The 12352-nt window shown below is 61.4% G+C and carries 11 protein-coding genes and 2 pseudogenes; 10 read left to right on the top strand and 3 right to left on the bottom strand.

The features are described 5' to 3' along the window. The first annotated feature begins 51 nt into the window (after positions 1–51). A complete protein-coding gene (gene tnpC, locus RT688_RS19495; protein WP_312551785.1) occupies positions 52–1521 on the top strand; it encodes an IS66 family transposase in 1470 nt (489 codons plus the stop codon). Between the two features lie 34 nt (positions 1522–1555). Beyond that, a pseudogene (locus RT688_RS19490) lies at positions 1556–1798 on the top strand (transposase); the annotation flags it as partial. Positions 1799–1836: 38 nt separating this feature from the next. Here the strand turns inward: RT688_RS19490 and RT688_RS19485 are convergent. Together RT688_RS19485 and RT688_RS19480 are read right to left on the bottom strand one after the other, a co-directional pair. After that, a complete protein-coding gene (locus tag RT688_RS19485) occupies positions 1837–2139 on the bottom strand; it encodes an antibiotic biosynthesis monooxygenase (protein WP_312551786.1) in 303 nt (100 codons plus the stop codon). A gap of 168 nt (positions 2140–2307) precedes the next feature. Further along, positions 2308–2996: pseudogene (locus RT688_RS19480) on the bottom strand (IS5 family transposase); the annotation flags it as partial. 155 nt (positions 2997–3151) lie between these two features. Here RT688_RS19480 and RT688_RS19475 point away from each other — a divergent pair. The 7 genes from RT688_RS19475 (at position 3152) to RT688_RS19450 (ending at position 8887) form a co-directional block, all read left to right on the top strand. Continuing rightward, positions 3152–4291 (top strand): glutathione-independent formaldehyde dehydrogenase, encoded by a 1140-nt coding sequence (locus RT688_RS19475; protein ID WP_312551788.1) that lies wholly within the window; start codon positions 3152–3154, stop codon positions 4289–4291. A 323-nt stretch (positions 4292–4614) separates the two neighbouring features. Continuing rightward, positions 4615–5592: an IS481 family transposase gene (locus RT688_RS19470; RefSeq protein WP_313706505.1), complete on the top strand. Its 978-nt coding sequence runs from the start codon at positions 4615–4617 to the stop codon at positions 5590–5592. Further along, a complete protein-coding gene (locus RT688_RS23880; RefSeq protein ID WP_409521953.1) occupies positions 5589–5864 on the top strand; it encodes a DUF6968 family protein in 276 nt (91 codons plus the stop codon). Before RT688_RS19470 ends, RT688_RS23880 begins: the two co-directional genes overlap by 4 nt. 2 nt (positions 5865–5866) lie before the next feature. Then, positions 5867–6400, top strand: coding sequence for a DinB family protein (locus RT688_RS19465; protein WP_313706504.1), 534 nt, complete (start codon positions 5867–5869; stop codon positions 6398–6400). A 152-nt stretch (positions 6401–6552) separates the two neighbouring features. Then, entirely contained in the window at positions 6553–7089 is a 537-nt protein-coding gene (locus RT688_RS19460; protein WP_313706503.1) for a hypothetical protein, read from the top strand. 57 nt (positions 7090–7146) lie between these two features. Continuing rightward, positions 7147–8118 carry a homoserine kinase gene (locus RT688_RS19455; RefSeq protein WP_313706502.1) on the top strand — a complete coding sequence of 324 codons (972 nt, stop codon included), beginning with the start codon at positions 7147–7149 and terminating at the stop codon, positions 8116–8118. A gap of 1 nt (position 8119) precedes the next feature. Next, entirely contained in the window at positions 8120–8887 is a 768-nt protein-coding gene (locus RT688_RS19450; RefSeq protein WP_313706501.1) for a BPSS1780 family membrane protein, read from the top strand. A 71-nt stretch (positions 8888–8958) separates the two neighbouring features. Here RT688_RS19450 and RT688_RS19445 read toward each other — a convergent pair whose 3' ends face one another. Continuing rightward, positions 8959–11274, bottom strand: a complete 2316-nt coding sequence (locus RT688_RS19445; protein ID WP_313706500.1) for a UvrD-helicase domain-containing protein — start codon at positions 11272–11274, stop codon at positions 8959–8961. A gap of 402 nt (positions 11275–11676) precedes the next feature. On the opposite strand from RT688_RS19445, the gene RT688_RS19440 reads away from it, so the two are divergent. Beyond that, positions 11677–12222: an SRPBCC family protein gene (locus tag RT688_RS19440; protein ID WP_313706499.1), complete on the top strand. Its 546-nt coding sequence runs from the start codon at positions 11677–11679 to the stop codon at positions 12220–12222. The last annotated feature ends 130 nt before the right edge of the window (positions 12223–12352 follow it).

Raw genomic sequence — 12352 nt, 5'->3', positions numbered from 1 at the left:
GTATACTGTTTTGCTTGTAAACGTCGGCGCAGCTCGCTACACTGCATCCCCATGAATCTGCTCGACGAACTCGCCCGCACCGATATCGATCCCGCCATGCTGGCGAAGGTGCGTGCGCTGGTCGAGCAGCAGCAGGTCCAGCTGGCCGAGAAGGATTTCAAGATCACGGCCCTGACGCACGAACTGGCCTACCTCAAGCGCATCCGCTATGGCAAGGCCAGCGAAGTGCTCAGCGGCGAGCAGCGCTCGCTGTTCGAGGAAGCGGTTGACATGGACCTGGCCGCCATCGAGGGCAAGCTGGAAAGCCAGGCCAGCAGCAAGCCTGCGCGCAAGCGCGCTGGCCGTCAGGCACTGCCGCCCGAACTGCCGCGCATCGAGAACCGTCATGAACCCACAGTCAGCGAACAACTGGACGTGGAGCCGGCGCGCTTCTTCGTGCATCGCCATATCCGTCCTCAATATGCCTGCCGCGCCTGCGACACCGTCACCGCAGCGGCGATCCCGCCCGCGGTTATCGATGGCGGCCTGGCCGCGCCTGGACTGCTGGCCTGGGTTGCCAGCTGCAAGTACCTGGATCACCTGCCGCTGTACCGGATCGAGAGAATCGCCGCGCGCCAGGGCGTGCCACTGGCGCGCTCGACGCTGGCGCAGTGGGTCGGCCGCATCGGCGTGGCCCTGCAGCCTCTGGCCGACCGCCTGGGTGATCTGCTGCGCCAGCGCAGCTGCCTGCATGCCGACGAGACGCCGGTGCGCCAGCTCGATCCCGGCAGCGGCAAGACAAAGCAGGCTTACCTGTGGGCCTACCGCTGCGGCACATGGGAGGATGGGCCGCCCATCGTGGTATTCGACTACCAGCCGAGCCGTGCCGGCGCCCATGCGCGCGCCTTCTTGCAGGACTGGCGCGGCCACTTGATGGTCGACGATTACACCGGCTACAAGGCCCTGTTTGCGCAGGGACCGACCGAACTGGCTTGCCTGGCTCACATCCGGCGCAAGTTCTTCGACCTGCACGCTGCCAGCGGTAGCCCCGTGGCCGAGGAAGCGCTGCGCCGTATCGCGCAGCTGTATGCCGTCGAGCAGGACGCTGCCGCCTCGACGCCCGCCGGGCGTCTGGCGATGCGCATCGCGCGCGCCGTGCCGGCGCTGGACGAACTGCACGCCTGGCTGCTGGCCACACAGCGCACCGTGGCCATCGGCAGCGGTACGGGCAAAGCTATCGAGCACGCCTTGAAGCGCTGGTCGGCCCTGGTGCGCTACGCCAGCTCCGGCATCCTACCGATCGCCAACAATCCAGTCGAAAACGCGATCCGCCCGATCGCCATCGGCAAGAAGAACTGGCTGTTTGCCGGCTCCGAGCGGGCTGGCCGCCGCGCCGCGGCCAGCCAGAGCCTGTTTGCCACGGCCAAACTGAACGGGCTGGATCCAGCCCGCTGGCTCGCCGACACCCTCGACAGGCTGCCAACCTGCCCGAACAGCCGAATCTATTCGCTGCTGCCATTTGCAGACTCTACGCTGGCCTGACTCTGCCCTGAAGGTGGGGCGGCTGGACGCTTACCGTCAATGGGTCGAGGATCTTGGCTTCATCGCCCACATTCGAGCGCGCGATGAAGAAGCTTTAGAACTGAACAAGGATGCAGGATTTCGCGCCCGACGTTGGGTCGTCGAGCGCACGCACAGCTGAATGAATCGATTCCGTGGCCTGCTGATCCGTTGGCCGAAGAAGGCAGGCAACTATCTCGCCTGCCTTCACCTCGTTCGTGGAATCATTGCCTGGCGCTCAGCAGGTCTACTGGGATAGGCTCTAAGTCGTCGGCCAGGGCGACTTACTGGGGTTGCTTAGCCTGGCAGCTTTGCCGCAAGAACGTCAACCTTTTCGATTGACGGCGGCTGGGCGAATAACTCACCCGCTTTTTCCATGAGCGCGGCCGCGACTTCGCCGGAAAGATGAGCTTGCCGCCCAGCCTCATCTGGAAACGCGTCAAAGATGCCAAAGGTTGACGGCCCCAGGCGGATGCCGAACCAAGCTGTAGTAGCTGGCTCTGCCTGAACGAGGGGAAGACCGCTTAACAGAAAGTTCTCTACTTCTTTCTCCTTACCCGGCTTGGCTTCTAGACGAACGAACAACGCAAGTTTGACCATGAGATATCTCCTGTAGTTAAACAGCCACCAAATTACCGACTTTCCGGTGAGCCAAATGTAATGATGACTGCACCGCTACCATTTGCGGCGACGCCGCCTCCTGCACGTGGCAAAGAGTAGACACAGGGCGACACTGGGTTTCTCAACACTTCAGTGACTGCCATGAGTTTAACACTTATACAACCAGATGGGTAATCCGACGAACTTCCGCTTTTGGCCGAACCGGCCCAGCCGGGTGAGGCGGTTCAGCATGGCAGCCCGTACTTGTCGCTCGGCGACCTGACGTTCGAAGTTGCGTGCCATGACGTGTTCGCCCAGCAACTTGAAACAGCGCATCTTGGTTTCAACAAGGCTATGCCGGTGGTAGCCGCTCCATCTCTTCCAGATTGCCCGTCCCAGCCTTTTTGTAGCTTGCAGGATGTCGTTACGTGCATCGGCACCCGGTTGTTTGCCTTCCAGGGCTTGGCGTTCTTCCGGGTTGGGATGATGACATGCGCAATGCGCAACGCAATGCCTTCATGACAGTCCTTCGTGTCGTACGCACCGTCGCCATTGACGCTGGCAATGCGCTCGTCAGCAGAAATCTAGCTCAGCAGCGCTGGCAGGACAGGTGCGTCGCCGATACCGTTATCGGTCACTTCCATGGCCCGGATCTCGAGCGTAAACGCATCGATCCCGAGATGCACCTTGCGCCATTGGCGGCGATGTTTTGCCCCGTGCTTCTTCGTCTTCCACTCGCCTTCACCCAGCATCTTGATGCCAGTGCTGTCCACCAGCAGGTGCAAGCCCGTCGTGGTCGGCATAACGATGGCCACCTGCAGCGTCTTTTTCCGCCTGCTGACCGTGCTGTAGTCTGGCCAGACTGCCATACTTACGCGCTTTACGCTGGCCGGGCCTGATTTACGCAATAGAGCCGCTTTCAACAGTGCGCACTCGTGAAAAAATTTGTTATACCTTTCTTCCCTAATGCTGCTATTTGCGATGAATTTACTCTCGTTCTGAAAGGAAAATCATGAAGGCACTCGTTTATAATGGTCCGTGCGACGTCCAAGTTAAAGACATGCCAGACGCCAAGATTGAAAAGCCGACTGACGTCTTGGTCCGTATCACGACAACTAACATCTGCGGGTCTGACCTGCACATGTACGAAGGCCGCACCAACATGGAAACGGGCCGTATTTTGGGCCACGAAAACATGGGTGAAGTCATCGAGGTCGGCAACGCCGTCGAGCGCGTTAAGGTCGGCGACGTTGTCTGTCTGCCGTTCAACATCGGCTGCGGCTTTTGCGAAAATTGCGAACGGGGCTTGTCCGGCTTTTGCCTGACGGCAAATCCAGGCACAGCGGGTGCTGCCTACGGTTTTGCCGGCATGGGCCCGTACAGCGGCGGCCAAGCCGAACTGCTACGGGTGCCGTTTGGCGATTACAACTGCTTGGTGCTGCCGGAAGACGCCAAGGAAAAGGAAAATGACTACGTGATGTTGTCGGACATTTTCCCGACCGGCTACCACGCTACCGAATTGGCTGGCCTTAAGCCGGGTGAATCGGTCGTGATCTACGGCGCCGGCCCGGTCGGCCTAATGGCGGCCATGTCTGCGTTCATTAAAGGCGCAAGCGAAGTTTTCGTCGTGGACACGCACAAGGACCGCTTGGCACTGGCCGAAAAGATGGGCGCGGTGGCGATCGACGACACCGAAGGCGCCGGCGTCGAGAAGATCTTGAACCTTACCAACGGCAAGGGCGCCGACTGCGGCTGCGAATGCGTTGGTTACCAGTGTTGCGACAAGCACGGTAAGGAAGTGCCAAATCTGACAATGAATAACTTGGTGCAGACGGTCAAGGCCACTGGCGGCATCGGCGTGGTTGGTGTATTCCTCCCGCAGGATCCGAAGGGTCCAGACGCGCTGGAAAAGGAAGGCAAGATTGCCTTCGATTTCGGCAATTTTTGGTTCAAGGGTCAGAAGATTGGCACCGGCCAAGCCAACGTCAAGCATTACAACCGTTATTTGGCAAAGTTGATCCATAAAGGTAAAGCAACGCCTTCGCAGATCATTTCACACCAGCTTGGACTAGATGATGCACCGACTGCCTATCGGAATTTTGATAAACGTGCGGAAGGGTGGACCAAAGTCGTGCTAAAACCTAATAAATAAGGAAAATATTATTTATAGGCGCATGTTAAAAGACGATTTGTAAATTCAAAGTAGATAGGTTCTACAATAAACGGGCTCTCGCGCAATTTTATTTCATTTAGGGATATTAAAGAGAGAAGATTGCGCGGAAGAACTTTGTTAGTTTCCAGTTTGATTAGCTTTGTTGCGTAAATTAGGCCTGACCAAGCTACTAGATGTTTAGTTTCGTGCGATCATTTACCTCGTCGTAGCTGGCCTTTGTTCCGTGCAAAAGCTATGCTGGGCGACTTGATTGCTGGGTTCAGCAGTCCCGGCATTCAATCGCACCAGGAGCAGTTGGCAGCATGAGTTCACGCATTCACCCGCAAGCCCGTACCACCCCGAAAATCCGGCAGGAGATCAAGGATTCTGGCCTGTCGGACCGGCAGGCCGCAAAGGTCTTCAACATCAGCCGCGCCACCGCCCGCAAATGGCTCAAGCGCGACGACGTGCAGGACCGTTCCCATCGTGCCCACACGCTGCATACAACCCTAAGCGCAGCGCAGGAGAACATCGTGCTCGCGCTGCGCCAGTCGCTTTACCTGCCTCTTGACGATCTGCTGTTCATCACGCGGCAATACATCAACCCCGACGTCTCCCGGTCAGGCATCGCACGCCTGCTCAAGCGCGAAGGCATGTCGCGCCTTGAAGACGTGATCCCGAAGGCCGAGGGCGAAACGATTCAACCGAAGAAGACTTTTAAGGACTACGAGCCGGGCTTCATCCACATCGACATCAAGTACCTGCCACAAATGCCGGATGAGACCTCGCGCCGCTACCTGTTCGTCGCCATCGATCGCGCCACGCGCTGGGTCTTCATGCACATCTACGGCGACATGACCGACAAGAGCAGCGTCGATTTTCTGCGCCGCTTGAAGCTGGCCTCGCCGATCAAGATCAGCAAGATCCTGACCGACAACGGCTCGCAATTTACCGATCGTTTCGCCACCAAAGACAAAAAGCCAAGCGGCCAGCACGCCTTCGACGTAGCTTGCGCCGCACTACCTGCCGAGCACCGCCTGGCGCCACCGCGGCACCCGCAGACGAACGGCATGGTTGAACGCTTCAACGGCCGCATCAACGAACTGTTGCAGCAGACCCGCTTCGACAGCCGTGCCGACCTGCAGGCCACATTGATGAACTATCTGAAGCTGTACAACCACCACATTCCGCAGCGTGCACTCGACGCAAAGACGCCCATCTTGGCGCTCAAGGAATGGCAGCAAAAACGGCCAGAATTATTCGTTAAACGCGTTTACGATCAAACGGGACTCGACAGATAGAAGCCCGCATCGGCGAGCCGTATCAAGTCGACGCGCGAACCTGGGCCTGCCCGGCTGCGCTGGAAGGCGTCGATGGGCGTTACCCGGATATTTTTGGAGACGGTTCGATGCAGGCATTGTCTCTCGCGATGGGACTGATCGCGACAAGGCTCGGCCATATGCTGGAAAACGATGCACAGCTTGTTTACCCGGAAGACCGTAGTCCGTGGAATGGAGCGACATTCGGTGCGGCCAATCCAGCTGCGAGAATAGTTCATCGACGGGACGACTAGGCATGCCAACCCGGAACGACATCGTTCTACTGGCGACCTATAACGCCGCCATGAATACCAGGCTGTACGCCGCCGCGGCCACCTTGCCAAAGGACGCCCTGAGCGCCGACCGCGGCGCCTTTTTCGGCTCGATCATCGGGACGCTGAACCATATCGTTGCCGGCGACACGATCTGGCTGCGCCGCTTCATGGGGCACCCATCGAACTTCCCTGCATTGCAAGCCATGCGCGACATCCCGCCGCCCGCCGGACTAGCCCACATTTACAGCGACGATCTCGACACGCTGCTGGCACACCGCCAGCGGCTCGATGCGGTCATCGAAGCCTTCGCGGCGGAGGTCACGGACAGCAACCTGGCCCAACCGCTCACGTACAGGAACTCGCGCGGCGAATGCCGCAAGCATTTCGGCAGCCTGCTGCTGCACCTGTTCAACCACCAGACCCACCACCGTGGCCAGGCAACGACGCTGTTGTCGCAGTCGGGAGTCGATGTCGGCGTCACCGATCTGCTCGAATGGATACCCGAGCACGGTTGAGCACGGAGAAGCGAGGGTTGAACCGCCTTCGCAACGCCCGGCGGGCACGATAACGTGCAGTCCGGGAGCCGGCGGCGAGAACAAATATCACGCATTTCACAGCGAAGGGTGTCTGTTTGTTACAATGGTCTAATCAATACAAGGTGACCATCATGCCGCGCACATTTCTCCGCCTGAGCGTCCTTCCCTTTGCCCTGCTGACCGGCCTCGCCGGGGCCCAGCAGGCAACGACGACGACCCAGCAACAAACGCCGACCGAACGCATCGAACCGGGCAGCGATGTGCCGACGACGAATATTCCGCCGCGCCGCGGCACGCAGATCAACGAAAAGCGTTCCAACGACGGCACCGTCACCGAGATCGAAGTGCAAAGCGGCAAGAGCCACTACATCATGCGCCCGAACAACCCGGCCGGCAATGCCCAGGCCGGCGACGCCCAGAGCAGCGCCTTCCGCGCGCCGCAATGGCAGGTACTGGAATTCGACATCGGCGCCAAGAAGCAGGCCGCGGCCGACGAGGCCTCGACCGCACCGGCAGCCGCGGCGGGTTCGCGCGGCACGGCCGGCGCCGCTGCCGCGGGTGCGCCGGCAACCGGCAAGCCGGCCGGCACAGTGCCGCCGGCAACCGTCCCGATGACGGCGCCGGCGGACGTTCCGCCGCCGCCGCCGTTGCCGACGAACCAGCGCTGACCCGACCACCGCGGGGCGAACCGCCCCGCCGTTTGACCTTTCATTCTTGCTCCCACGATGGCAGTTTTCACCGCGGTCACACTGGATGAGCTCACCCAGTGGATCAAGCAGTTCCCCCTTGGCCAGGCACTTGCCCTCGACGGCATCGCTTCCGGCATCGAAAACAGTAATTTTTTCCTGACGGTCGAACGCGGCGAGTATGTGCTCACCATCTTCGAGAACCTGGATTTCGAGCAGCTCCCCTTCTATATCGGCCTGATGCGCCACCTGGCCGAGCGCGGCATTCCGGTGCCGGCGCCGGTCGCCAACCACGATGGCGAACTGGTGGTGCCGCTGCAGGGCAAGCCGGCGGTGATCGTCACCAAGCTGGCCGGCAGCTCGCAGATGGACCCGCAGCCGGCGCATTGCGCGGAAGTGGGCACGATGCTCGCGCGCATGCACCTTGCGGCCCGGGACTTTCCGCTGGCCCAGCCCAACTTGCGCGGCCTGGCCTGGTGGCGCGCGACCGCGCCGGTCGTGCTGCCCCACCTGGCGCCGGAGAATGCGCGCCTGCTGCGCGAGGAAGTTGCCGCGCAGGAAGCGTTTGCTGCCACCGAAGCCTACGCGCGCCTGCCGCGCGGGCCCGTGCATGCCGACCTGTTCCGCAACAACGTCATGTTCGTTGGCGAAAAGCTGACGGGCTGCTTCGATTTCTACTTCGCCGGCGTCGATACCTGGCTGTTCGACCTGGCCGTGACCGTCAACGACTGGTGCATCGACCTCGCCAGCGGCAAACTGGACGCGGCGCGCGTGCAGGCGCTGCTGGACGCCTACCGCGCGGTGCGGCCGTTCACCGCCGAAGAAGTTGCGGCGTGGCAGACCATGCTGCGCGCCGCTTCCCTGCGCTTCTGGCTGTCGCGCCTGTACGACCTGCACGTGCCGCGCGCGGCCGAAATGCTGACGCCGCACGATCCGACCCATTTCGAGCGCATCCTGCGCGACCGCATTGCCAGCCCGGCGCCGGGCCTGGCCGCTGAGAACAATGAATAACATGCCCGCAATGACCGGCTGGACCTGGCTCAAGGAAGGAGCCGGACTCTTCCGCAAACAACCCGCCGCACTGACCACCCTGCTTTTCGCAAACATCCTCGTCAGCCTGCTGGTCAGCGCCGTGCCGCTGCTCGGCGCCTTGCTGGTCATGGTGCTCGTTCCCTCGTTCTCGATGGCCTTCATGAAGGCTTGCCTGATGATCGAGAACGGCGAACGCGTCACGCCGGCCGTGCTGCTGACCGGCTTCCGCCAGCCGGTGCTGGTGCAGCTGTGCAAGGTCGGCCTGATCTACCTGCTGGTATCGCTGCTGCTGACCGTGGCCGCGCGCCTGGCCATCGATCCCGGCTTCTTCCAGCAGTTCGCGCAGCGCGACCCGAATACCCTGCCCCAGGTGGCGGGCAGGGACTTGCTCACGGCATTCGGCATTTTCGTGCTCAACGCACTCATGATGATTTCGCTGGCCTTCGCCGCGCCCCTGGTCTACTGGCAGCAGATGGGTCCGGGCAAGGCTGCCTTCTACAGTTTCTTCGCCGTCGTGAAAAGCGCGCGCGTGTTCGCCGTGCTCCTGCTGTCCTGGTTCGGGATCATGTTCGGGCTGTGCATCGTGTTCACGCTGCTGCTGGGCGCCTCGAACGTGGCGCGCGTGGCCATCATGTGGCTGATCTTCCTGTTCGTCCTGCTGCTGCAGTGCGCGCTGTACGCGGCTTACCGCCGCATCTTCGGCAAGCCGGTCGAGGCAGGCGCTGCCCGGGTCAATCTGCAGAAGTAAAATCCTGCCCGGCCGGCAGACCGGCGGTGCTTGGGCGGCGTTCGCGAACGCCGCCGGCCCACCAAAGACCCTTAGCGCGACACGCGCTCCAGCTTGGCCACCGACAGGTCGAGCACCTTGATGCCGGACGGGCCGAAGTTGATCTGGGCCCGCGCCGCGCCCGCCCCACCCTCGATGTTCACGATCACGCCTTCGCCGAACTTGGCGTGCGCCACCGTTTCGCCGATGCGCCAGCCCGAGCCGCCGCCCGACTTCTGGGTGATCTGCTGGGCGATCTTGTTGTCGCTGCCGGCATTGCGGAAGGCCGCGTCGTCCCAGGCGGTCGGCGCCTTCTTGTTGGCGAACCAGTGGCTCTGCACGCGCGGCGACAGCCACTTCAGCGCCTCCTCCGGCAGTTCGTCGAAGAAGCGCGACTTCATGTTGAAGCGGGTCTGGCCGTGCAGCATGCGCTGCTGGGTAAAGCTCATGTAGAGGCGCTTGCGGGCACGGGTGATCGCCACGTACATCAGGCGCCGCTCTTCGTCCACGCCATCCATCTCGCGCGAGCTGCTCTCGTGCGGGAACAGGCCCTCTTCCAGGCCGGTAATGAACACGGCGTCGAATTCCAGGCCCTTGGCCGAGTGCACGGTCATCAGTTGCATCGCGTCCTGGCCGGCCTGCGCCTGGGCGTCGCCAGCTTCCAGCGAGGCGTGGGCAAGGAAGGCCGCCAGCGGCGACATGACGGACGGCAGCGGCGCATCGGCGTCGAGGATCTCGATGCCGTCCTGGTTCAGGATCGCGTCGCCGGCCTGGGCCGCCGATGGCGGGCCGAGGTGGGCCGGCGCCTGCTGTCCAAAACCTTCTTCCTGCACGAACTGGGTCGCGGCGTTGACCATCTGCTCGAGGTTCTCGATGCGGTCGGCGCCTTCCTTTTCGTTGGCGTAGTGGGTCAGCAGGGTGCTGCGTTCCAGCACCACGCGCACCATTTCCGGCAGCGGCAGTTGCTGGGTCTCGAAACGGGCGCCTTCGATCAGTTTCACGAAGCTGCCCAGCGCGCTGCCGGCCTTGCCGGTCATGTAAGGCACGGCCGCGTACAGCGAGACGCCATAGGTATCGGCCGCCATCTGCAATTGCTCGATCGAGCGCACGCCGATGCCGCGCGTCGGGAAGTTCACCACGCGCAGGAAAGCCGAATCGTTGTGCGGGTTGTCCATCAATTGCAGGTAGGCGATGGCGTGCTTGACCTCGGCGCGCTGGAAGTAGCGCAGGCCGCCGTAGACCGTATAGGGCAGGCCGGCCGCGAACAGCGCGTGCTCGATGACGCGGCTTTGCGCGTTGGAGCGGTAGAGGATGGCGATTTCGCTGCGCGGCATGCCGTCGGCCATCAGGCTTTTCGCTTCCTCGATGATCCACTGGGCTTCTTCCAGGTCGGACGAGGCCTCATACACGCGCACCGGCTCGCCCTGCCCCGCGTCGGTGCGCAGGTTCTTGCCGAGGCGGTTCTTGTTGTTGGCGATCAGGAAGTTGGCGCTGTCGAGGATGTGGCCGTGCGAGCGGTAGTTCTGCTCCAGCTTGATCAGGTTTTTCACCTGGAAGTCGCGTTCGAAGGCGGTCATGTTGCCGACGTTGGCGCCGCGGAAGGCATAGATGCTCTGGTCGTCGTCGCCGACGGCGAAGATGGCGCCGCCGTTGCCCTCGCCGTGGCCGGCCAGGAGTTTCAGCAGGTTGTATTGCAGGTCGTTGGTATCCTGGAACTCGTCGACCAGCACGTGCTTGAAGCGCATCTGGTAGTGCTGGCGCAGCGGCGCATTGCGCGCGAGCAGCTCGTACGAGCGCAGCAGCAGCTCGGCGAAGTCGACCACGCCTTCGCGCTGGCATTGCTGGTCGTAGAGTTCATACAGCTCGACCATCTTGCGCTCGATCGGGTCATAGGCCTCGACCTGGCCGGCGCGCAGGCCCTGCTCCTTCGCGTTGTTGATGAAGTACATCAGGTTCTTGGCCGGGTACTTCTCGTCGTCGACGTTCGCCGCTTTCAGCAGGCGCTTGATCATCGACAGCTGGTCTTGCGAATCGAGGATCTGGAAGGACTGCGGCAGCGCGGCGTCCTTGTAGTGCGTGCGCAGCAGGCGGTTGCACAGGCCGTGGAAGGTGCCGATCCACATGCCGCGCGTGTTCACGGGCAACATGGCGGACAGGCGCGTCAGCATCTCCTTCGCCGCCTTGTTGGTGAACGTGACGGCCATGATGCCGGCCGGGCCCACCTGCCCGGTCTGGATCAGCCAGGCGATACGCGTGGTCAGCACGCGGGTCTTGCCCGAGCCGGCCCCCGCCAGGATCAGCGCGCTCTGCGGTGGCAGGGTCACGGCCGCGAGTTGTTCGGGATTGAGGTTGTGAAGGAGATTCTGCATGCGCCCATTATACCGCCGGGATTTACTGTATGCCCATCCAGTCGAGGCGGTAACTGCGGACCTGTTGTACGAAATATTATTTCATTAATGCAATCATTATGAAATAATATTTCAATGCATATGATTGCAGCGGCGACTGATCGTCAACTTCTTTTCTCTACAAAAAGATTCTCAAAGCATTCATTTGTCGGCAACTACGCTCAACTCATCAGTATCGACGCGTAATTCTAGCGCGCGCCTCCTGTTCCGGAATTCGCTTAACTTAACAGCAAAGACGCGAACCCATCGCGTGGCCCACTACGACCCAACTATTTTTAAGCCGCAAGGCTGTGCACGCGTTTTCGGGTCGGGCTGAACTTCGTCACCGCGTGCCGGCCGGCTTACTGTCAAAAGGAGAGTCACATGCTTAATCGAGTGGTTACTGTTGCCGCCCTCGCTGTCGGCGGGATGATGCTGTCGAAACAGATGAAGAAGAACCGTGGTTCGGGCAATGACTCGTCGATCATCGAATCGATCGAGGTCAACGTCCCGGTGCGTACGGCCTACAACCAGTTCACGCAGTTCGAAGACTTCCCGCAGTTCATGAAGAGCGTCCACGAGATCCGCCAGCTCGACGACAAGCGCCTGCACTGGAAGGCCAACGTCGCCGGCGAAGACAAGGAATGGGATGCCGAAATCACCGAGCAGATCCCGGACAAGCGCATCGCCTGGCGCAGCATCGGCGGCGTGCGCAATGGCGGCGTCGTCACCTTCCACAAGATTTCCGACAACGTGACCCGCGTCACCCTGCAAATGGATTACACGCCCGAAGGCGTGCTGGAGACCATCGGCGACGCGTTCGGCGCGGTGCGCATGGAAGCGCGCGGTAACCTGCAGAACTTCAAGGAAATGCTCGAGAAGCGTGGCGCCGAAACGGGTGCCTGGCGCGGGAAGATCAACCAGCACTAAGCTGTGTGCTGAGTAGCCCATGAATACAAACGCCACCTCGCGGTGGCGTTTTTTTGGCTTCGACTACGGCGATGCACGTAACGCGTGGGCACGGGTGCCCACCCTACGGGTCACCGCCGCGGGAGTTTCG

Source organism: Massilia sp. (assembly GCF_032106685.1).
GTDB lineage: Bacteria > Pseudomonadota > Gammaproteobacteria > Burkholderiales > Burkholderiaceae_D > Telluria.
This window is presented reverse-complemented; position numbering and strand designations above follow the sequence as displayed.